This is a genomic window from Lapillicoccus jejuensis, assembly GCF_006715055.1.
Classification (GTDB): Bacteria; Actinomycetota; Actinomycetes; order Actinomycetales; family Dermatophilaceae; genus Lapillicoccus; species Lapillicoccus jejuensis.
This window is the reverse complement of record NZ_VFMN01000001.1, coordinates 3,323,557-3,344,811: the sequence shown is the minus strand read 5'-3', so window position 1 is coordinate 3,344,811 and position 21,255 is coordinate 3,323,557. Positions and strand designations below refer to the sequence as shown.

19 protein-coding genes are annotated in these 21,255 nt (G+C 74.2%); 8 read left to right on the top strand and 11 right to left on the bottom strand.

Going from position 1 to position 21,255, the window contains the following annotated elements; all coding sequences use genetic code 11:
- Together FB458_RS15520 and rfbB are read left to right on the top strand one after the other, a co-directional pair.
- The gene (locus FB458_RS15520; protein WP_141849289.1) at positions 1–792 is read left to right on the top strand and encodes a GntR family transcriptional regulator; all 792 of its coding nucleotides are present in this window, start codon (positions 1–3) and stop codon (positions 790–792) included.
- A complete protein-coding gene (gene rfbB / locus FB458_RS15515; protein ID WP_141849288.1) occupies positions 789–1,784 on the top strand; it encodes a dTDP-glucose 4,6-dehydratase in 996 nt (331 codons plus the stop codon). Before FB458_RS15520 ends, rfbB begins: the two co-directional genes overlap by 4 nt.
- 88 nt (positions 1,785–1,872) lie before the next feature.
- Here rfbB and FB458_RS15510 read toward each other — a convergent pair whose 3' ends face one another.
- Positions 1,873–3,054 carry an FUSC family protein gene (locus tag FB458_RS15510; protein WP_246061277.1) on the bottom strand — a complete coding sequence of 394 codons (1,182 nt, stop codon included), beginning with the start codon at positions 3,052–3,054 and terminating at the stop codon, positions 1,873–1,875.
- 49 nt (positions 3,055–3,103) lie between these two features.
- A complete protein-coding gene (locus tag FB458_RS15505; RefSeq protein ID WP_141849287.1) occupies positions 3,104–3,400 on the bottom strand; it encodes a MerR family transcriptional regulator in 297 nt (98 codons plus the stop codon).
- Between the two features lie 140 nt (positions 3,401–3,540).
- Between FB458_RS15505 and FB458_RS15500 the strand changes: the two genes are divergently transcribed.
- Together FB458_RS15500 and FB458_RS15495 are read left to right on the top strand one after the other, a co-directional pair.
- Positions 3,541–4,011, top strand: a complete 471-nt coding sequence (locus FB458_RS15500) for an Hsp20/alpha crystallin family protein (RefSeq protein ID WP_141849286.1) — start codon at positions 3,541–3,543, stop codon at positions 4,009–4,011.
- Between the two features lie 210 nt (positions 4,012–4,221).
- On the top strand, positions 4,222–5,763 hold the full coding sequence (locus tag FB458_RS15495; protein WP_141849285.1) for a nucleobase:cation symporter-2 family protein: 1,542 nt from the start codon (positions 4,222–4,224) through the stop codon (positions 5,761–5,763).
- A 27-nt stretch (positions 5,764–5,790) separates the two neighbouring features.
- On the opposite strand, the gene FB458_RS15490 is transcribed toward FB458_RS15495, so the two are convergent.
- The 3 genes from FB458_RS15490 to FB458_RS15480 are packed head-to-tail and all read right to left on the bottom strand — an operon-like array spanning position 5,791 to position 7,113.
- Positions 5,791–6,243, bottom strand: coding sequence for an HIT family protein (locus FB458_RS15490; RefSeq protein ID WP_141849284.1), 453 nt, complete (start codon positions 6,241–6,243; stop codon positions 5,791–5,793).
- Complete coding sequence (ndk, locus tag FB458_RS15485; RefSeq protein WP_141849283.1) at positions 6,240–6,662, bottom strand: nucleoside-diphosphate kinase; 423 nt, start codon at positions 6,660–6,662, stop codon at positions 6,240–6,242. Before ndk ends, FB458_RS15490 begins: the two co-directional genes overlap by 4 nt.
- A 31-nt stretch (positions 6,663–6,693) precedes the next feature.
- The gene (locus FB458_RS15480; RefSeq protein ID WP_141849282.1) at positions 6,694–7,113 is read right to left on the bottom strand and encodes a DUF4233 domain-containing protein; all 420 of its coding nucleotides are present in this window, start codon (positions 7,111–7,113) and stop codon (positions 6,694–6,696) included.
- Between the two features lie 59 nt (positions 7,114–7,172).
- Between FB458_RS15480 and FB458_RS15475 the strand changes: the two genes are divergently transcribed.
- Both FB458_RS15475 and FB458_RS15470 read left to right on the top strand, forming a co-directional pair.
- Positions 7,173–8,561 carry an amidase family protein gene (locus FB458_RS15475; protein WP_141849281.1) on the top strand — a complete coding sequence of 463 codons (1,389 nt, stop codon included), beginning with the start codon at positions 7,173–7,175 and terminating at the stop codon, positions 8,559–8,561.
- Positions 8,558–9,400, top strand: a complete 843-nt coding sequence (locus tag FB458_RS15470) for an MBL fold metallo-hydrolase (protein ID WP_141849280.1) — start codon at positions 8,558–8,560, stop codon at positions 9,398–9,400. Before FB458_RS15475 ends, FB458_RS15470 begins: the two co-directional genes overlap by 4 nt.
- Positions 9,401–9,512: 112 nt before the next feature.
- Here FB458_RS15470 and FB458_RS15465 read toward each other — a convergent pair whose 3' ends face one another.
- From FB458_RS15465 to ileS, 3 genes are read right to left on the bottom strand one after another with little or no spacing between them, the layout of a single operon-like run.
- Positions 9,513–10,919 (bottom strand): bifunctional folylpolyglutamate synthase/dihydrofolate synthase, encoded by a 1,407-nt coding sequence (locus FB458_RS15465; RefSeq protein ID WP_141849279.1) that lies wholly within the window; start codon positions 10,917–10,919, stop codon positions 9,513–9,515.
- Positions 10,916–11,443 (bottom strand): GNAT family N-acetyltransferase, encoded by a 528-nt coding sequence (locus tag FB458_RS15460; RefSeq protein ID WP_246061276.1) that lies wholly within the window; start codon positions 11,441–11,443, stop codon positions 10,916–10,918. The genes FB458_RS15465 and FB458_RS15460 overlap by 4 nt, the downstream gene beginning before the upstream one ends.
- Positions 11,440–14,769 carry an isoleucine--tRNA ligase gene (gene ileS, locus FB458_RS15455; RefSeq protein WP_141849278.1) on the bottom strand — a complete coding sequence of 1,110 codons (3,330 nt, stop codon included), beginning with the start codon at positions 14,767–14,769 and terminating at the stop codon, positions 11,440–11,442. The genes FB458_RS15460 and ileS overlap by 4 nt, the downstream gene beginning before the upstream one ends.
- A 457-nt stretch (positions 14,770–15,226) precedes the next feature.
- Between ileS and FB458_RS15450 the strand changes: the two genes are divergently transcribed.
- Both FB458_RS15450 and FB458_RS15445 read left to right on the top strand, forming a co-directional pair.
- Positions 15,227–17,083 carry an NHL repeat-containing protein gene (locus FB458_RS15450; protein ID WP_141849277.1) on the top strand — a complete coding sequence of 619 codons (1,857 nt, stop codon included), beginning with the start codon at positions 15,227–15,229 and terminating at the stop codon, positions 17,081–17,083.
- A 65-nt stretch (positions 17,084–17,148) separates the two neighbouring features.
- Positions 17,149–17,682, top strand: a complete 534-nt coding sequence (locus FB458_RS15445) for an NUDIX hydrolase family protein (protein WP_141849276.1) — start codon at positions 17,149–17,151, stop codon at positions 17,680–17,682.
- Between the two features lie 8 nt (positions 17,683–17,690).
- Here the strand turns inward: FB458_RS15445 and FB458_RS15440 are convergent, their stop codons facing one another.
- The 3 genes from FB458_RS15440 to FB458_RS15430 all read right to left on the bottom strand — a co-directional run bounded on the left by FB458_RS15440 (position 17,691) and on the right by FB458_RS15430 (position 21,183).
- Entirely contained in the window at positions 17,691–19,226 is a 1,536-nt protein-coding gene (locus tag FB458_RS15440) for a cryptochrome/photolyase family protein (RefSeq protein ID WP_141849275.1), read from the bottom strand.
- Positions 19,227–19,425: 199 nt separating this feature from the next.
- Positions 19,426–20,382 (bottom strand): hypothetical protein, encoded by a 957-nt coding sequence (locus tag FB458_RS15435; protein WP_141849274.1) that lies wholly within the window; start codon positions 20,380–20,382, stop codon positions 19,426–19,428.
- Between the two features lie 342 nt (positions 20,383–20,724).
- Positions 20,725–21,183: a hypothetical protein gene (locus FB458_RS15430; RefSeq protein WP_141849273.1), complete on the bottom strand. Its 459-nt coding sequence runs from the start codon at positions 21,181–21,183 to the stop codon at positions 20,725–20,727.
- Positions 21,184–21,255: the final 72 nt, after the last annotated feature.

Genomic DNA, 21,255 nt, shown 5'->3' with positions numbered 1-21,255 from the left:
ATGACAAGTACGAAGGCAGCGGCGATCGCCCACGACCTGCGCGAGCGGGTCGCCCTGGGCGAGTTCGCCGACACCGGGGCCATGGACTCCGAGGCGCAGCTGCGCAGCCGGTACGGCGTCTCGCGCCCCACCGTCCGCCGCGCCCTGGAGACCCTGCGCGACGAGGGTCTCGTCGAGTCGCGGCACGGGGCGGGCTGGTTCGTCACCGGTTCGGCCTTCCACCAGCGCCTCGCGCTCGGCACCTTCCGGCACGCCGGCAGCGCCGTCGCCGAGGCGGGCAAGTCGCTGCGCCGACGCGTCGTCGAGTTCGGCTTCCGCCCCGCCCCCCTGTCGCTCGCCGTCGCGCTCGGCGTCGACGAGGGCTCGGACCTGCTGCACGCGCGCTCGGTGCGCACCGTCGACGGCGAGGGCCTCGACGTCGTCCGCGAGTGGGTGCCGTCGGCCCTCGCCGGTGCGGTCAGCCGCGACGCGGCCACGACCCCCGGCATCTGGGAGACCTTGCAGCGCCAGGGCCACCGGATCACCACCGTGCGCCAGACCGTCACCGCCGGCCTGGCCAGCGACACCGACGCCGACCTGCTCGGCGTCGCCGAGGGCGACCCGCTGCTGCTCGTGCGCCGGGTCGCCGTCGCCGACGGCGCGCCCGTCGCCCTGTCCGACCACCGATACCTCGCGGCGCGCTTCGCGCTCGAGGTCGAGTTCAACTCCGGCCCGGCCACCGCCGGCTCGGAGACGCCCGGGCTGCGCAGCGTCGACGCTGCGACGCCCTCACCCAAGGAGAGAACGGCATGAAGGTCCTCGTCACCGGTGGAGCCGGCTTCATCGGCTCCAACTTCGTCCTGCGGGTCCGGCAGACCCGTCCCGAGTGGGAGATCACCGTCCTCGACGCGATGACCTACGCGGCCAACCGCTCCTCGCTGGCCGCCGTCGAGGACGAGATCACCGTCGTCGAGGGCTCCGTCGCCGACGCCGAGCTCGTCGACCGCCTCGTCGCCGAGACCGACCTCGTCGTCCACTTCGCCGCGGAGTCGCACAACGACAACAGCCTCGACGACCCGTGGCCGTTCATCGAGTCCAACATCGTCGGCACCTTCCGCCTCCTCGAGGCGGTCCGCAAGCACGACAAGCGGATCCACCACATCTCCACCGACGAGGTCTACGGCGACCTCGAGCTCGACGACCCCGAGCGGTTCAGCGAGACCACGCCGGTCAACCCGAGCTCGCCGTACAGCAGCTCGAAGGCGAGCGCGGACCTGCTGGTGCGCGCGTGGATCCGCTCGTTCGGGCTCAAGGCGACGCTGTCGAACTGCTCGAACAACTACGGCCCGCGTCAGCACGTCGAGAAGTTCATCCCCCGCCAGATCACCGGCATCCTCGAGGGCGTCAAGCCCAAGCTGTACGGCGCCGGCACCAACGTGCGCGACTGGATCCACGTCGACGACCACAACGACGCCGTCGTGGCGATCATCGAGCAGGGCCGCCTCGGCGAGACCTACCTCATCGGCGCCGACGGCGAGAAGGACAACAAGCAGATCATCGAGCTGCTGCTCGAGCTGATGGGCAAGCCGGCCGACTGGTACGAGCACGTCAACGACCGCCCGGGCCACGACCTGCGCTACGCCATCGACTCGACCAAGCTGCGCGCCGAGACCGGCTGGACCCCGCAGTACCAGGACATCCGCGCGGGGCTGACCCAGACCATCGAGTGGTACCGCGACAACACCGCCTGGTGGACCGCCGCCAAGGTCGAGGCCGAGAAGACGTACGCCCGCCTCGGTCGCTGACGCGACACCCCCGCGAATCGGATTCGGTCCGCTCGGCTCCGGTCAGGACCCGAGCCGAGTGGGCCGAATCCGATTCGTGTCGACCCGGTCACTCCTCGAGGTGCTCGGGGAGGACCGGGAGCTCGGCCAGCGCCGCCTCGTCGTCGAGACCGGTCAGCTGGAGCAGGTCGACGACGACCGAGCGGACCTGCACGAGCAGGACGCCGACCATCAGCCCGGTGCGCGGCAGCGACGCCGTACGGCGCCCCACGGCGGCCAGTGCGGGCCGCGCCACCCGCGGGCTGCGGTTCTCGTGCAGCGCCCGGGCGACGACCTCGGTCGCCTCGGCGAGCTCGTCGAGGACGTCGCCGTACCCCGGCGCGACCGGGATCCCCCGGGAGGCGATGACCGCGACCCGGCGGGCGAGGACCCGGGTGCTGCGCAGGGCCCGGTCGAGGGTCTCGACGAGGTCGGCGACGGTGCGCACGTCGCCGGCCTCGCGCCGCCGGAACGGCGACGACGCGACGACCGACAGCCCCTCCCCCGCGGCCGCCCGCAGCTCGGCGACGAGCGGGTCGGTCGACCGGGCCGCGGCCAGCACCTGGGCGGCCCGCTCGACGTCGCCGTCGCGGGTGCACCGCGCCGCGTCGTGCAGCAGCCCGACGATCGTCCGGACCACGACGGCGGCCTGCCGTCGGGGCGCCCGCAGCGGTGCGCGCGGAACGACCGTCGCCGCCAGCAGCGCGACGGCGCCGCCGACGAGGGCGTCCTGCCAGCGCGACACGGCCGCGTCGCGGCTCGCGACGAGGGCGATGACGAAGATCGACTGCACCGCCGCCTGGGTGGTGAGCAGGATCCCGGTGTCGAGGAAGACCGCCGCCCCCATCGCCAGCAGGACGATGACCCCGACCTGCCAGGCCCCGCTGCCGAACGCGGCGAGGAACAGGTCGGCGACGAGCAGCCCCAGCGAGACACCGACGGTGACCTCCACGACCCGGCGCAGCCGCTGCCCGTACGTCGTCCCGAGGCACACCGCCGCGACGATGGGCGCGAACACGGGGGCCGGGTGCCCGATGACCCGGTGCGCGAGGAGGTACGCGACCGCCGCCGCGACCGCGCACTGCCCCAGCTGCCAGGCCTTGCCCCGGACCCGGTCCACGCGCGAGCGCAGCGACCGGCGGCTGCGGGCGACGGCCCGGTCGACCAGCTCGTCGAGGTGCTCGCGGCGCTCGCCCGACGGGCCCAGCACGCGGGGCAGCCGCGCCGGGTCGGGGACGTGGGGGTGGCGCACCGGGCGATCCTCCCAGTCCGGCCCGGCCGTGGGGTGCGGTGGGCGCGGGTCAGGTCGCCGTACGGCGTCGTGCCCCGCGCAGCCGCCCGACCTCCGCCCGCAGCCGGACCACCTCGTCCTCGAGCTCGAGGACGCGCGCGACGCCGGCGAGGTTGAGCCCGTCGGCGAGCAGGTCGCGGATCCGGTGCAGCCGCTCGATGTCGGCCGGTGAGTACAGCCGCGTGCCCCCGGGGGTCCGGTCGGGCTCGAGCAGCCCGCGCCGCTCGTAGACGCGCAGGTTCTGCACCTGCATCGAGACCATGTCGGCGGCGACCGAGATCGCGAACACGCCTGCGCTCGGCGGCATCCCGGCGCTCCTCCCGTCGTGGCCGGTGGGTGACCGGCTCGTCCCGACCAGTGTGACTTGACAAGTGGAATACACCAAACCTATAACCGTTGGTACAGATGACCGCGCCGACAGGGCGCCTCGACCAGGAGGTTCCTGACATGCTCATCCGCACCAGCGACCCGTTCCGCGAGCTCGACCGACTCGCCACCCAGGTGCTCGGCACGAGCACCCGCCCCGCCGTCATGCCGATGGACGCGTGGCGCGAGGGCGACCAGCTCGTCGTGGAGTTCGACCTGCCCGGCGTGAGCCGCGACAGCATCGACCTCGACGTCGAGCGCAACGTGCTCACCGTCCGCGCCGAGCGCCTCGCCCGCAACGGCGACTGGCAGCTGCTGGCCGGCGAGCGCACCCGCGGCAGCTTCAGCCGCCAGCTCGTCCTCGGCGACAACCTCGACCTCGACCGCCTCGAGGCGACGTACGACGACGGCGTCCTGCGCGTCGTCGTCCCGGTGGCCGAGCGCGCCAAGCCGCGCAAGATCACCATCGGCGGGGGACGGCCCGGCCGGACGGCCGTGACCACCGGCGAGCACCACGACGGCGACACCGTGGAGTCCACGGCCCGGTCGTGACGACCTGAGCCGACCCGCAGGGCGGCCACCCCGGCTCGTGGGGGGTGGCCGTCCTGGCGTCCCGGCGTCAGGCTTCTCCCAGGTTTTTCCCAGATGTCTCCCGGGCTTCACGCAGGCGGACGGGCTGGCGCCGGAAACCTCGGCGCGGCATCGTGCTCGACCATCCGCCGCCCGGGCCCGGACGGCGGCCGGTCGTCGAGAGGCCCGCCCATGACCGCCCCCGCCCCGGACCGTGCGGTCCCGGCCGTCCACCCCGTCGACGAGGTCCTGCCCGCGGGCCGCCTCGTCGTGCTCGGGCTGCAGCACCTCTTCATCATGTACGCCGGCGCCGTGGCCGTCCCGATCATCGTCGGCGGCGCCCTGCGGCTGAGCCCGCAGGACATCGGGATCCTCGTCAGCGCGGACCTGCTCGTCTGCGGGATCGCGACGGTCATCCAGGCCGTCGGCATCTCGAGCATCCTCGGCGTGCGCCTGCCCGTCGTCGCCGGTGCGACGTTCACCGTCCTCAATCCGATGATCGTCATCGCCGGCCAGTACGGCGGCCGCAGCGGCCTGCCCGTCGTGTACGGCGCCCTGCTGGTCGCCGGCGTCTTCGGGCTCGTCATCGCCAAGCCGTTCTCGATGATGGTGCGGTTCTTCCCACCGCTGGTCACCGGGACGGTCATCACGATCATCGGGCTGTCGCTCGTCGGCGCCGACGCGGGGCTCATCACCGGCAAGAACCCGACGACGCTGCCCTTCACCGGCGACGGGTCGGGCATCACCGTCACCGCCGGGGACGTCAAGGCCGTCACCGAGGCGGGCGGCCAGGTCGTCGTGACGACCCAGGACTACGGCCTCGTCTCGCACCTCGCGCTGGCCGGGCTCGTCGTCCTCGTCATGATCCTCGTGGCCCGGCTCTTCTCCGGCTTCCTCGGCCAGATCTCGGTCCTCATCGGCCTCGTCGTCGGCACCCTCGTCGCCGTCCCCATGGGACTGGTCGACCTCTCGGCGGTGGGGCCGGCCGGCTGGTTCGGCATCGCCGCACCGTTCCACTTCGGCCCGCCGAAGTTCGTCGCCGCCGCGATCATCTCGATGTGCATCGTCCTGCTCGTCACCTACACCGAGTCGACGGCCGACATGCTCGCCGTCGGCGAGATGACCGGGCGTGAGCTGACCCCGAACGACCTCGCCCGCGGCCTGGCCACCGACGGCCTGTCGTCGGTGCTCGCCGGGCTGATGAACTCCTTCCCCGACACCGCCTACGCGGAGAACGTCGGCCTCATCGAGATGACCCGGGTCAAGAGCCGCTGGGTCGTCGCCGTCTGCGGCGGGTTCCTCCTGCTGCTCGGGCTCGTGCCCAAGGTCGGGGCGCTCGTCGCCGCCCTCCCCGGACCGGTCGTCGGCGGCGCGGGCACGGTGATGTTCGCGATGGTCACCGCGATCGGCATCCGCACCCTGGCCAAGGTGGAGTACCGCGACAACCAGAACCTGCTCATCATCGCCGTGTCGCTGTCGGTGGGGATGCTGCCGGTCATCGCGCCGGACTTCTACCGCCACTTCCCCGACGCGTTCCAGACGATCTTCGGCTCGGCGATCACCTCGACGGTCATCGTCGTCTTCGTCCTCAACCTCGTCTTCAACCACTGGGGCCGCGGGCGCGACGGCGGGGACCCCGCCGACGGCAGCCTCTCGCTCACCGCCGTCGGCAAGGGGGCCGTGACGAACCAGCCCGACGACGGTGTCCCGCTCCAGCCCGCCCGGCGGGACTGACCGGACGCCGTACGGCGACCCGCGGCCTCAGGCGGTCAGCGCCGCGGCGAGCTCCCCGGCGAGCCGGTCGCGCGCGTCCTCCGGCACCCGCTCGCCCTCCGGGACGCCCAGGTAACCGAACACGGCCGGCCCGCGCCGGTCCTCGGGCTGGTCGGCCATCCGCGGGACGACGTGCAGGTGCACGTGCCCGAAGCCGGGTGCCTCGGCGAACTGCATGACGTAGGTCTTGGTGCAGCCGGTGACGCGGCTGAGCGCACGGCCGAGCCGGACGAGCAGGACGCCGAGCTCGGCGCCCTCGTCGTCGGTGAGCTCGGCCATCGCCGTGACGTGACGGCGCGGGAGCACGACGAGCCACCCCGGCAGCGAGGTGTCGAACGCGTGCGCCACCCGCCAGCCGTCTCCGACGTGCACCCGCTCGCGGACGGGAAGGTCCTCGGCCGCCTCCTGGTCGCAGCAGAAGCAGCCGGGGAGCAGGCTCACAGCCCGGGGAACCAGATGCCGATCTCGCGCGCGGCCGACTCGGGCGAGTCCGAGCCGTGGACGATGTTCTGCTGGACCTTGCTCCCCCAGTCGCGGCCCAGGTCGCCGCGGATCGAGCCGGGCGCGGCGGCGGTCGGGTCGGTCGTGCCGGCGAGGGCGCGGAAGCCCTCGATGCAGCGCTCCCCCTCGACGACGACGGCGCAGACCGGACCGGAGGACATGAACTCGAGCAGCGGCTCGTAGAACGGCTTGCCCTCGTGCTCGGCGTAGTGCTGCTCGAGCCGGGCGCGGTCGGGGGTGAGGATCTGCAGGGCGGCGAGCGTGTAGCCCTTCGCCTCGATGCGGGCCAGCACCTGGCCGGTGAGGCCACGGCGGACGCCGTCGGGCTTGACGAGGACGAGCGAGCGTTCGGTGGTCACGCGCTCACCCTACCGAGGCCCTCCCGGGGCGTCAGCCGAGCTGCGGCCCCTCGCCCCGCTCGGCGGCGTCGAGCTCGGCGCGCCGCTGCGCGGCGAGGGCCTCCGCCCTCGGCCCCTGGTGGAGGCAGGTGACCCAGAGCGCGAGGAAGATCAGCCCGACGACGAGCATCGCCGGGACGACGGTCGCCGAGACGAAGGTCGCCACCTGCACGACCCAGCCGAGGGTGACGCCGTACGGCGTGCGCATGAGGCCGGCGGCGACGAGGCAGAGCACGGCGAGGCCGACCCCCAGCCAGAGGTAGGTCCCCGCGCGGGCGTCGCCGGACGCCAGCGCCGTGCCGCGGGCCACCAGCGCGCCGAAGAAGACCGCGATCGACTGCCCCACGAGGACGGTCATGAGCATCCGGTAGGTGAAGGTGCCCGTGCGGCCGACCAGGACGAGCCATCGCATGGTCCGAGCCTAGGCGAGGCGGCCCGGACACCCCGCCCCGCCTGTGCCAGAGTGCGGCCATGGAGCCCGAGCCCGACGACCAGCTGCGGTGGCTGGGGGCCGCCGAGACCGCGCGGCGCGTGCGCTCCGGGGACCTCGACCCGGTCGCGGTCGCCGAGGCCGCCGTCCGGCGTGTCGGGGCGGCGCAGCCGCGGCTCAACGCCTTCCAGCGGGTCGCGGACGACGTCGCCGAGCAGGCGTCCGCGGTCGCCGCCCGGGTCGCCGCCGGGGAGGACCTCCCGCTCGCCGGGGTGCCGCTGGCGATCAAGGACGAGCTGGCCGTCGCCGGCGAGGTGCACACCAAGGGGTCGTGGGCGCGTCGTACCCCCGCGGACGTGACCGCCGAGGTGGTCCGCCGCGTGCGGGCCGCCGGGGCCGTCGTCGTCGGGGCCACCCGCACCCCCGAGCTGTGCCTGACGCCGTACACCGAGAGCGAGCGCGGCGGGCTCACCCGCAACCCCTGGGACCCGACGCGGACACCCGGGGGCTCGAGCGGCGGGTCGGCCGCGGCGGTCGCGGCCGGGCTCGTGCCGCTGGCGCTCGGGGGCGACGGCGGAGGGTCGATCCGCGGCCCGGCCGCCTGGTGCGGCCTGCCCGGCCTCTTCGCGACGCCGGGGCGGGTGCCGACGGCGCCGGACGCCCTGCCGTGGACGGGGATGGTGTCCTTCGGCGGCTTCGCGCGGTCGGTCGCCGACACCGCCCTGCTGTACGACGTCCTGCTCGGCGGCTCGGGGCTGCGCGCCGCGCTCGAGGACGACTTCGGGCCCGCGCGGGTCGCGGTGTCGCTCGACCGCGCCGGCGACCGGCCCGTGCCGCAGGGCGGGCCGCTCGAGCCGGCGTGGGCGGACGCGGCCCGGCGGACGGGCGACCGGCTGGCCGCGCTCGGTCACACCGTGCGCCGCGTGCCGGTGCGCTTCGGGGCCGCGTCGACGAAGTTCACCGTGCGGTACCTCGTCTCCGCGCGTCGCGACGTCCGGGCCACCGACCGGCCCGACCTCGTCGAGCCGGTGGCGCGGACGGCCGCCCGGCTCGGCGCGCTCCTGCGGCCGGCGCTGCCCTGGGCGCTGCGGACCGGGCCAGAGCGGCGCGCGGTCGAGACCTCACTCGACGGCGTGGACGTACTCGTCACACCGACCATGCCGTGCGCACCGCCGCCGGTCGGTGAGCGCGACGGGCGGTCGCCCGTCGCGACGCTGCTCGCGGCCGGGCAGCGCGTGGGCTACCTCAACCCGTGGAACCTGCTCGGCTGGCCGGGCCTGACCGTGCCCGCCGGCGTCGACGGCGACGGTCGACCGGTCGCGGCGCTGCTCACCGCGCGACCCGGGCGCGAGGCGCTGCTGCTGCGGCTCGGGGCCCAGCTGGAGGCCGCGCACCCGTGGGGTGACCGGCACCCGGCGGCCGGGTCGTGACCGGGTTCGTCGAGGTCGCCGACGGCGTGCTCGTCGCGGCCTACCGGCCGTGGCGGGTCAACGTCGGGCTCGTCCTCGGCGGCGAGGCGGCCCTGCTCGTCGACACCGGGTGGTCGCTGTCCGCCGGGCGGCGGGTGCTGGACGACGTGCGGCGGGTCACCGGGCTGCCGGTGCGGCACGTCGTCGACACCCACGTGCACTTCGACCACGCCTGGGGCGCGGGCGCGTTCGACGCGGCGACGCTCCACGCGCACACGCACGTCGCCCGGGCCCAGGAGGGCGACACGGCGCGGATCAAGGCGGCGTTCCGCGCGGACCCGGGCGCCGCGCCGGAGTACGGGTACGACGAGCAGGACGTCGTCGACGCGCTGGCCACCGACCCGCGCCCGCCCGACGCGCTCGTGGAGGCGTCCGCCTCCGTCGACCTGGGCGGACGGGTCGTGCGGCTGTCGTGGACCGGCCGCGCGCACACCGACGGCGACCTCGCGGTCCACGTCGCCGACGTCGGGGTGGTGTTCCTCGGCGACGTCGTCGAGGACGAGCCGCTGCCCGCCTTCGGCGGCGACTCCTACCCGCTGGAGTGGGCGGCGACGTTGACCGCGCACCTCGAGGGTCTCGACGCGGGGACGGTGGTCGTCCCCGGTCACGGCCCCGCGGCGTCGTACGGCTGGGCGGTGGGGCAACGCGACGACGTGGCCCGCGCGGTCGCCGCGGCGCAGGATGCGCTGGCGCGCGAGGGGTCCGCCGACCGGGCCCTGGCCGCGGCGGTCCGCGCCACCGGCCTCCCCGAGGCGGCCCTCGCCCCCCTCGTCACCCGTCTCACCTGCCTCACCCGCTAGGGACGAGAACCCCACTTGTTGCTGCTTTTTGACGCCCGACGGCGGTGGTGACCACCGCCGTCGGGCGTCAAAAAGCAGCAACAAGTGGGGTGCTGGGGCTGGCGTCCGGGTCTCAGGTGTCGGTGTGGCCGAGCAGCATCCGGGCGTCGGCGGCCGTGACGACGGAGCCGGTGACGAGCACGCCGGAGCCCATGCCGCTGGCGTCGCCGGTCGACTCGGCCAGACCCGCCGCCCGGTCGAGCGCGTCGGGCAGGTCGCGCACGACGGTGACCCGGTCCTCGCCGAAGACCTCGACGGCGATCCGGCCCAGCTCGTCCGGGGGGATCGAGCGGGGCGAGGAGTTGCGGGTGACGACGACGTGGTCGAGGGCCGGCTCGAGGATCTCGAGCATCTCCAGCGGCTCCTTGTCGGCGAAGATCGCGACGACGCCGACCAGCCGGGTGAAGGTGAACGCGTCGTCGAGGGCGGCCCGCAGCGCCCGCGCGCCGGCCGGGTTGTGCGCCGCGTCGACGAGCACGGTCGGCGAGCGGCGCACGACCTCGAGCCGACCGGGCGAGGTCACGGACGCGAAGCCGGCGCGGACGACGTCGGCGTCGAGCGCCGTCTCCCCGCCGCCGAGGAAGGCCTCGACGGCGGCCAGCGCGACGGCGGCGTTGCTCGCCATGTGCTCGCCGTGCAGCGGGACGAAGACCTCGGGGTACTCCCCCGCCAGCCCCTTGAGGGTGAGCAGCTGCCCGCCGAGGGCGACCTCCCGCGCGACGACGCCGAAGTCGACGCCCTCGAACACGGGCCGCGCCCCGACCTCCTGCGACCGCTCGACGAGGATCTCCGCGACGTCGCGCTCCTGCACCGCGGACACCGCGATGGCACCGGGCTTGATGATCCCCGACTTCTCGGTGGCGATCTCCTCGACCGTGTCGCCGAGCAGGCGGGTGTGGTCGAGGTCGACCGGCGTGACGACCGCGACCTGGCCGTCGGCGACGTTGGTCGCGTCCCACCGGCCGCCGAGGCCGACCTCGACGACCCCGACGTCCACGGGCGCGTCGGCGAACGCGGCGTAGGCCAGGACGACCGACATCATGAAGAAGTTGAGCCGCCCGCCTCCCCTCTCGACGGACCGCGCGTCGGCCAGCTGCACCATCGGCAGCACCTCGTCGTAGACCTCGACGAGCCGCTCGGCCGAGATCGGCTCACCGCCGATCGAGATCCGCTCGCGGAACGAGTGCAGGTGCGGCGACGTGAACCGCCCCGTCGTCAGCCCCGCCTCGCGCAGCAGCGCCTCGACCATCCGCGCCGTCGTCGTCTTGCCGTTGGTGCCGGTGAGGTGGATGACCGGGAAGGTGTGCTGCGGGTCGCCGAGCAGCTCCATCACCGCCCGGATCTCGTCGAGGCTCGGGTCGACGTGGGTCTCGGGGGCACGCGCGAGGATCTCCGCCTCCACCTGCCGGACCCGCTTCTCGACCTCGAGCCGCCGCGCGGCCTCCTGCTGCGCCGCGTCGGGCCGTCCGCTCGGGCTCATCGTGCCTCCTCCGTCGTCAGCGCCCGGGCCATCCACACCTGGTCGGGCATCCCCGTCCCACCGGGCTCGCGCTCGATCTCGTTGAATCCGTGGTGCCGGTAGAACGCGGCCGCCTTCTCGTTGCCGTCGAGGTAGGCCAGGCGCAGCTCGTCGTACGTCGGCGCGACGGCGTCCACGACGGCGCGCAGCAGCGCCCCGCCGGCACCGAGCTTCTGCGACTCGGGCAGGACGTAGAGCTTCCACAGGACCGCCCGACCGTTCATCGGCCCGTACGACGCCATGCCGACCACCCGCACGGGCGTCCCGCTGACGGGGTCGCCGTCGTCCTCGGCGAGCAGCACCCGACCGGCGGACAGCGCCGGGCGGGTGGCCTCGGCGGTCCACCACTTGGCGAGACCCATCCGCACGTAGTCCGGACCGGCGATGGGCTCGTACGTCGGCGGCCAGGTGCGGTGCCCGACGTCCAGCACCGACTCGAGGTCGCTCGGTCCGGCGACGCGCACGGTGAGGGTCACGGTGCTCACGACCCGATCTTCATGACGAGGATGTGGACCTTCTCGTCCTCGCCGACGGTGGCCGACGCGGTGTGCGCGCCGGGCACGGAGGGCAGCTCGCGACCACCGCCGGCGGCCCCGAACTGGACCGCGAGCGTCTCGCTCATGATGAGCTGCTGGTGCGACGTGACCGCGTCCCAGACCGCGTCGGAACCGGTGAGGGTCAACGAGATCCGGTCGCCGACCTCGAAGCCGGCCTCCTTGCGGGCCTGCTGCACCGCGCGGACCACGTCGCGGGCCAGGCCCTCGGCCGCCAGCTCGGGCGTGACCGCCGTGTCGAGGACGACGAAGCCCCCACCGGGCAGCATCGCGACCGCGCGGCCCGCGTCGGCGCCGCCCTCGACGACGGTCTCGAGGCTGAACTCGCCCTCCTGGAGGGCGAGACCGCCGGCGGTGACCGCACCCTCGGCGTCGACCGACCAGTCGCCGGTCTTGCTGGCGCGGATGGCGACCTGGACGTCCTTGCCGAGCCGCGGGCCGGCGGCGCGGGCGTTGACCGACAGCCGCTGCTGCACCCCGAAGTCGGCCTCGGTCGCGGACACCAGGTCGACGAGCCGGACGTCCTTGACGTTGACCTCGTCCCGGACGACGCCGGCGAACGGCTCGAGGGCGACCGGCTCGTCGGTGACGACGGTGAGACCGCCGAGCGGCAGCCGGGCCCGCAGCCTCTCGGCCTTGCGCAGCGAGGACGTCACGGAGCAGATGTCGCGGGCCCGGTCCATCGCGGCGACGAGCGCCTCGTCGGTGGGCAGGTCGCCCGCGTCCGGCCAGTCGGTGAGGTGCACCGAACGGCTACCGGTCAGGCCCCGCCAGATCTCCTCGGCGGTGAGCGGCAGCAGCGGGGCGACGACGCGGGTGACCGTCTCGAGCGTCGTGTAGAGGGTGTCGAAGGCGGCGTGCGCGTCGTCGTCCTCCCCGCCCCAGAACCGGTCGCGCGACCGGCGGATGTACCAGTTGGTGAGCACGTCGAGGAAGCCGCGGACGGTGTCGCAGGCGTCGGCGACCTCGTACGCGTCGAGCTGGGCCTGCAGCTGCTCGACGACGTCGTGCAGCTTGGCCAGCAGGTAGCGGTCGAGGACGTCGGTCGACGCGGTGGACCAGCGGGCGTCGTACCCCCGTCCGCCGTCGGCGGAGTTGGCGTAGAGCGCGAAGAACGACCACGCGTTCCACAGCGGCAGGAGGACCTGGCGCACGCCGTCGCGGATCCCCTGCTCGGTGACGACGAGGTTCCCGCCGCGCAGGATCGGGCTGCTCATGAGGAACCAGCGCATCGCGTCGGCGCCGTCGCGGTCGAAGACCTCGTAGACGTCGGGGTAGTTGCGCAGGCTCTTGCTCATCTTCTGCCCGTCCGAGCCCAGGACGATGCCGTGGCTGACGCAGGAGGAGAACGCCGGCCGGTCGAACAGCGCGGTCGCCAGGACGTGCAGCGTGTAGAACCAGCCGCGGGTCTGCCCGATGTACTCGACGATGAAGTCGCCCGGGAAGTGGTGCTCGAACCACTCGGCGTTCTCGAACGGGTAGTGCACCTGGGCGAAGCTCATCGACCCCGAGTCGAACCACACGTCGAGGACGTCCTCGACCCGGCGCATGGTGGACTGCCCGGTGGGGTCGTCGGGGTTCGGCCGGGTGAGGCGGTCGACGTACGGGCGGTGCAGGTCGGGGCGGCCGTGCTCGTCGCGCGGCAGCGTGCCGAAGTCGCGCTCGAGCTCCTCGAAGGAGCCGTAGACGTCGACCCGCGGGTGGCGCGGGTCGTTGCTCTTCCAGACCGGGACCGGGCTGCCCCAGAAGCGGTTCCGCGTGATCGACCAGTCGCGGGCGTTCTCCAGCCACTTGCCGAACTGGCCGTGCTGGATGTGCGACGGGGTCCAGTCGATCTGCTCGTTGAGCTCGACCATCCGCTGCTTGAACTTCGTCACCTCGACGAACCAGCTGGAGACGGCCATGTAGATGAGCGGCTGCCGGCAGCGCCAGCAGTGCGGGTAGCTGTGCGTGTAGGTCTCGCGGCGCAGGAGCACCGTGCCCTCGGTCGCCGCCCCGTGCTCGGCCTCGCCGCGGGTGACCGCCTTGAGGTCGTCGATGACGTGGCTGTTGGCGTCGAAGACCTGCATCCCCTCGTAGTCGGTGACCGGGAAGATGAATCGTCCGTCAGGACCGACGGGGATGACCGGCTCGATGCCCTCGCGGTCGGTGACCGCCTTGTCCTCCTCACCGAAGGCGCCGGCGGTGTGGACCAGCCCGGTGCCGTCCTCGGTCGTGACGAACTCGGCGAGGAAGACGCGGTGCGCCTTCTCGTGGCCGAGGTAGTAGGAGAACGGCGGCGTGAACGAGCGCCCGGCGAGGTCGTTCCCGGTCAGCCGCTCGAGCACCTTGGTCGTGGGGTCGAAGCCCTTCTCCCCCGCCTCGTCCGGCCACAGGTCCCGCGCGTAGGCCGCGAGCCGCGCCGCGCCGAGGACGTAGCGCTCGGTCCGACCGGTGACGTCGGCCTCGACGACGACGTAGTCGATGTCCGGACCGACCATGATCCCGAGGTTCGCCGGTAGCGTCCACGGCGTCGTCGTCCAGACCAGGGCCAGCTCGCCGGTCTCGAGCCGCAGGCCGACGGTGACGGCCGGGTCCTGGCGCTGCTGGTAGACGTCGTCGTCCATCCGCAGCTCGTGGTTGGACAGCGGCGTCTGGTCGTTCCAGCAGTAGGGCAGCACGCGGAAGCCCTCGTAGACCAGCCCCTTGTCGTGCAGGCTCTTGAACGCCCACAGGACGCTCTCCATGTACTCCGGCTCGAGCGTCTTGTAGTCGTGGTCGAAGTCGACCCAGCGCGCCTGCCGGGTGACGTAGCTGCGCCACTCGCCGGTGTACTTGAGGACCGACTCGCGGCAGGCGGCGTTGAACCGCTCGATGCCGAGCTCGACGATCTCGTCCTTGGTCTTGATCCCGAGCTGGCTCATCGCCTCGAGCTCGGCGGGCAGACCGTGCGTGTCCCAGCCGAAGCGGCGCTCGACCCGGCGCCCGCGCATCGTCTGGTAGCGCGGGACGATGTCCTTGACGTAGCCGGTCAGCAGGTGGCCGTAGTGCGGCAGGCCGTTGGCGAACGGTGGCCCGTCGTAGAAGACGAACTCGTTGGCGCCGTCGGTGCCCGCCTCGCGCTGCTCGACGGAGGCGACGAACGTGCCGTCCTCGTCCCAGTAGCGCAGCACCCGCTCCTCGATCTCCGGGAAGCGGGGGCTCGAGGGGACGCCGGTGGGCGCGGGGCTCTCGCCGCGGTCGGCGGCGGACCCGGTGCGGACGCGGGGGTAGGCCATGCGGGGCTCCTGCGAGGGGGTTGGTCGTCTCAGGTCGTGTCACCACGAGGACGACGGGCCGGGGCCCACCGCGGTACCACCTCGCTTGCCGTACGGCGCCCCGCCCGCTGGGTCCGCGCGGGTCGTCGTCCGGCCTCTCGTTCACGGGCTGTCACGGGCCCACCCGTCCGGGTCTACCGGGCCCGGGGTCCGTGCCGGGCGGGCACGGGCGGACCGTTCTTCCGGAGACTCGCCGCTGATGACGGCTCGGGCGTCTCTGCGGGCCAGTGTAGGCGCGCGACCGGGGCCCGGGCGAGCCGGTTGCCGCCGCGCCGCCCGGGCGGCTGGGGGAACTCTGCGGATAAGCCCCCACGGGGCTGGGAGGTCCGCCACCATGTCGGTCGGCGCGGGCGCCGAGGGGCGTCCGCGCGGCTGACGACGCAGCACGGGCTGCGTCTCGACTCGGAGGAGCCCCCCGTTGACCCTGCCCGACCGCATCCCGCTCCCGCTGGACCCCGCCACCGCCCTCAGCCGTCGCACGCTCCTGCGCGCCCTCGGCGCCACGGGGGCCGTCGCCGCCGCCGGCGGGCTCGCCCCGACCGCCGCGCACGCGGCCGGCACCGTCCGCTTCGACCACCTCGTCCTCGGCCCGGCCTACGCCGACATGTACCCGACCGACGTCGTCGCCGACGCCACCTACTGGTACGTCAACGACAACGGCCGCTACCGGCTCGTGGCCGTCAACCGCGCCACCGGCAGGATCGACTACGAGTTCGCCAAGGCCCGCATCCCCGGCACCGACGACCTCGGGACGGGGCGCGGCATGGGGATCGACTCGGCCGGCCTGCTCTACGTCGCCGACACGATCAACAACCGCATCTCGGTGATGACCAAGCAGTTCGTCCCCGTCACCTCCTTCGGCGGCCGCGGCACCGGCCCCGGCCGGATGACCGGCATCACCGACGTCGGCGTCGGGCCCGGTCTGGACGACAAGGGCCGGCCCACCGAGGTCGTCTACGTCTCGGACAAGGCCGGGCACCAGAACAACACCCGGCTGGTGAAGTTCCGCACCGACGGGACGCCCATCGGGACCCTCGGGGCGGACCTCGACCTGCACTACGGGCAGCTCGTCGTCGACCCGGTCAGCCACCGGCTCTACGTGTGCGACGCGATCGTCCAGGGCTTCATCATCTTCGCCGAGGACGGCACGATCATCCGCAAGGTCGGCGGCCGCGGCGACCTGCCGGGGCAGTTCAAGGGCCTGCCCCGCGGCATCGACGTGTTCCGTGACCGGGTCTACGTCACCGACTCGGACAACCGGCGCATCCAGGTCTTCGACCTCGACGGCAACTTCCTCTTCCTCTTCGGCAAGCGCGGCACCGGCCTCGGCGAGTTCATCGGTCCCAAGGGACTGGCCGTCACCCAGGGCAGCATCCTCGTCTGCGACCTCTACGGCTACGGCCTCGACGAGTTCGACCTGCGCGGCAACCCGATCCGCAGCCTGTTCGGCGGGGTGCCGCCGATCGACGGCGTCAACAAGCCCAAGGGCGTCGACGTCGACCACCAGGGCAGGGTGATGGTCATCGACTGGTGGCGCCAGGCCATCGTGCGCTGCGCCCCCGACGGCAGCGGCGCCGTGCAGGTCGGCCAGACCGGTGACCGCAAGACGCCGGGCGCGCTGACCTTCCCCACCGACGTGCGGATCCAGCCCGGCGCGGACGTCATCTTCGTCGCCAACCGCGAGAGCAACGACGTCGAGGTGCTGAACCCCGACGGCACGTCGCACCGCTCGGCCTTCTTCGGCAACAAGGAGCTCGCCCACCCGGTGGGGATCGCCTTCGCGCCGAACGGCGACCTGTGGGTCACCGACAGCCCGCGCAAGCGCGTCGTGCGCTACGTCATCGACCGCGACGGGCACGGCACCCTCGTCGAGACCGACAACGGCGCCTCGATCGGCGGTCTGCGCTACTGCTCCGGGCTCGACGTCGCCCCCGACGGGACCCTGTGGGTCACCGACGGCAACGCGGTGTCCCGCCGTACGGCGTCGGGGCGGTGGACCCGCTTCACGCAGGCGACGGGCAGCGCCCGGTCCTTCAAGGGCCCGTGGGGTGTGCGGGTGGGCCCCGACGGCAACGTCTACGTCGCCGACTCGGGCAACAACCGCATCGTCGTCATGTCCCCGAGCGGCACGATGCTCGCCGAGAGCGCGCCGACCGACCGCTTCGGCGGGCTCGCGCTCTACGAGCCGGAGGGTCTGGCCTTCGGGCCCGACGGCACCCTGTTCGTCGCCGACACCAACAACGACCGGGTGCTCGCGCTGAAGGTCACGGTCTGAGGATCCGACCGGCCGTGGCCCGGGGCGCACGCCCCCGGGCCGCGCCCGGCTGGTAGAAACGACGCATGACCGAGACGGACACCCGGGGGGCGTGGCTGAGCGCCGAGCAGCTGCGTGACGCCCGGGAGCGGCTGCCCATCCTCTACGTCGACGCCGTCCCGGTGCGGGTCGACGAGCGCGGCGCGCTCAGCGCCGTCGGGCTGCTGCTGCGGGCGTCGCAGAGCGGCACGATCAACCACGAGCTGGTCTCGGGTCGCGTGCTCTACCACGAGCGCATCCGGGACGCGCTGATCCGGCACCTGGAGAAGGACCTCGGGCTGCTGGCGATGCCGCGGATCCCGTTGTCGCCGCAGCCGTTCACGGTCGCGGAGAAGTTCCCCACCCCCGGGGTGACGCCGTTCCACGACCCGCGCCAGCACGCGGTGTCGCTGGCCTTCGTCGTGCCGGTGGTCGGGGACTGCGCCCCGCAGCAGGACGCGCTCGACTTCTCCTGGGTCACCCCGGACGAGGCGGCCCGGCTGGCCTCGCTCGGCGAGATGGAGAACGGGCACGGGGTGCTGCTGCGCCAAGCCCTGGCGCACCTCGGCTTCGAGGTCTGAGACCCCGGTCAGCGGTCGGCGGTGACGGGCGGCTCGGAGCCGCGCCGCTCCTCCTGGTCGACCAGGGCCTCGCGGTCCTTGAGCCGGTCGAGCCCACGCAGTGTCTGCGCCATCCGGTGGTTGCCCGCCAGCCGCTCGCGCTGCCGGTCGAGGAACCACCAGTAACCGGCGGTGAACGGGCACGCCTTCTCCCCGACCCGCACCTTGGGGTCGAAGGGGCAGCCCTTGCAGTGGTCGGTCATCCGGTCGATGTAGGCACCCCCGGAGAGGTAGGGCTTGGTGGCGAGGATGCCCCCGTCGGCGTGCTGCGACATGCCGACGACGTTGGGCACCATCACCCAGTCGTAGCCGTCGACGAACGCCCGGTGGAACCAGTCGGTCAGCTCGTCAGGACGCCAACCCCGTTGCAGCGCATAGCCGCCGAGGATCATCAGCCGCGGGATGTGGTGGACCCATCCGTGGTCGCGGATGCCGGCGAGGGTGTGCGACAGGCAGCGCGCGTCGGTCGCCTCGGCGTCGAGGTCGAGCCACCAGTCGGGGAGCTTGCGCCGCTGGTTGAGCTTGTTGGCGTGGCGGTGCTCCTCGCCGAGGTGCCAGTAGAGGTGCCAGATGTAGTCGCGCCAGCCGATGACCTGGCGCACGAACCCCTCGGCCGAGGCGATGGGGACGTCGCCGTCGCGGTGCGCCTCCTCGGCGCGGCCGGCGACCTCGATCGGGTCGAGCAGGCCGAGGTTCATCGGCGCCGACAGCATCGAGTGGGCCATCCAGTCGTCGTCCTCGAGGACGGCGTCCTCGTGCGGGCCGAACTCCGGCAGCCGGTGGGCGACGAAGTCGCGCAGCACGTGCGACGCCTCGTCGTGGGTGGCGGCGAAGCGGCGCGGACCGTCGTTGCCCAGGAAACGGACGTCGCCGTCGGCCTCCCAGCGGTCGAGGTCCGCGCGGACCTCCTCGTCGATGTCGTCCTCGGTGGGCCACCACGGCTCCGGGACGCCGAGGGTCGCGCGCTTGGGCGCGGGCTCGCGGTTCTCGTGGTCGTAGTTCCAGGTGCCGCCGACGGGGTCGTCGCCCTCCATGAGCAGACCGGTGCGGCGGCGCGCGTCGCGGTAGAAGTCCTCCATGAGCAGCCGCTTGCCCGTACGACGCTCCGCCCAGGCCTCGAAGTCGCGGCGGCTCGTCGCGTACCCGCGGTCCGGCAGCCGCTCGATCTCGCGCTGCTCGGCGAGGCGCCGGACGAGGTCGACGGCGGCGCGGCTCGTCGGCTGGATCACCTGGAGGGGGCCGTCGACCTGCGCCAACGCGTCGCCGTACGTCTCCGTGCGCAGGTAGGTGACGCGGTCACCGAGCTCGCGGGCGCGGTGCCGCATCGCGGAGAGGACGAGGTGCGCCTTCTGCCGGTGGAAGCGGCGGCGGGCGAAGACCCGCCGGCTCTCGACGAGCAGCACCGGCCCGTCGTGGTCGTCGAGGAAGTGCGGGCCCAGCTGGTCCCCGAACAGCCACCTCGTGCTCGGTCCCGACGACTGCGCCCCTGCCGACCTGCTCGCCACCAGCCGACCGTACGGCGCCCCGCCTCCCCCTCGCAGCCGTCGACGGCCGGTGGGCGCGCGGCAGGACCGCTCCTTGCTCCGGAACGTCCCGGATCCGGGTGGGGAAAGACCCCGGACGGGCGGACAGGAGCAAGAAGCGGTCCCGTGGTGCGGGGCCGGACCGGGCGAGCCGTCGACCGGTCCGACCCACCTCGGTCGGTCAGCTGCCGCTGACCGGGGCCGAGGGGTCGGTGCTCGGCTGGGCCGGGGTGCCGGCACAGCCCTGTGGTGCGCCGTCCTGGCCGGCCGCCGGGCCGGCGGCGGGACCGGCGGCGGGGGCCTTGCCGTCCGCGTTCGGGGCGGCGGGGGCCTTGCCGTCGGCCTTCGGGGCGGCCGGGGCCTTGCCGTCGGCGGGCGGGGCGGGCGGGGTCGGGGCCTTGCCGTCGGCCTTCGGCGCGGCCGGGGCCTTGCCGTCGGCGGGCGGGGCGGGCGGGGTCGGGGCCTTGCCGTCGGCCTTCGGCGCGGCCGGGGCCTTGCCGTCGGCGGGCGGGGCGGGCGGGGTCGGGGCCTTGCCGTCGGCCTTCGGCGCGGCGGGAGCCTTGCCGTCGGCCTTCGGCGCGGCGGGAGCCTTGCCGTCGGCCTTCGGCGCCGTTCCGGGGGCGGGCGGGGTCGGGCACGACTGGCCGCCCGTGGCGCCCGCCGCTCCCCCGGCGGCACCGGCCGCGGCCCCGGAGCCCCCGCTGGACGGCGAGGACGAGGACGTCGGCGACGACGACGACGTCGTGGGGGACGCGCTCGAGGTCGTCGCGGCGGTCACCTCGGCGGTGCGGGACGCCGTACCGAAGCTGCCCTGCGCGATGGCGGGGACGGCGACGGCGAGCGCCCCCGCGGCGACGACGCCGACGGCGATCCCCCGCCACGGCACCTTGCGCCCCCGGGTCACGGTCGTCGCCGGCTGCTCGCGCCGGGGAGCGGCGGCCCAGACCGGGATGGGCTGGGTCGAGTGCTCGGGCAGCCGCTCCGCCGCGGACGGCTCGTGCGGGGCGCTCGGCACGGTGGGCTCGGGACGGGTGCTGTCGGCACCGCGCCGGTAGGGGTCGGAGCCGCCGGGGCTGCGGCGGTCGTCGCGCTGCCCGGGCTGGTCGGGGTCGTACGGTCCGTACTGCTCGGAGGCCATCTGGCCACCCTCCTCTCGACCCGCTCTGGGGTCGTCGTGGTCGGTCCTGCGGGGCGGTGGGTCACCGCCATGACTCCACCGTGGGTGCCGCCCTTCAGGGCCACCTCAAGACAGCGCCTCCACAGCGGTTCCTTGAGCGGGCCTTGAGCGCCGCACACGGGACGCACAGCCGCACGGGCCGGCCCACGGCCCGCCGGACGCGAACCGGCCGGGTCCGGGCCAGCCTGACCTGGCCCGGACCCGGCCGGGGTCCGTGGGGTGGGGTGCCGCCGTCCGCGGCACCCCACCGGGAGGGACGACGCGCCGTCCCGCGTCGTCCCACGTCGTCGCCGTCGGGTGGGCTCAGCCCTCGGCCGACCCCTCGACCGACCCCTGCGGGGCGGTGGGGGCCGCGGGCGCCCGGTCCGGACCGCCGCGACCCTCGCCCTGGGGGCGATCGGGACGGGTGCCCTGGGCGTCGCGGGTGCCCTGGGCGTCGTCGCCGGGGGCGCACCGGCCGCCGGGTCCGGCGCCGTGCTGACCGGCCGGGCCGCCCTCGCCGTACCCGGTGACGGCCGCGGCCGGACCGGTGGGCTGCTGGTTGGAGGCGGCGATCGCCGGGATGGCGACGGCCAGGCCGGCCGCGGCCACGGCGCCGACCGCGAGGCCGCGCCACAGACCGCGGCGCGAGCGGCGAGGAGCCGGCCGGTCGGCCACCGGCGGGGCGTCGTACGGCGTCGGCGGCGGGGTCCAGAGCTCGCCGCCGTGGTGCTGCGGACGGGACGGGTCGTCGGGGCGGTGGGGGGTGGACGGGTCGGTCACGAGGTCTCCTCGGTCGGTCGTGCGGACGGTCGGGGCCCGCCGGACGGGGGCGCCGTCCCTCCACGGTCCGGT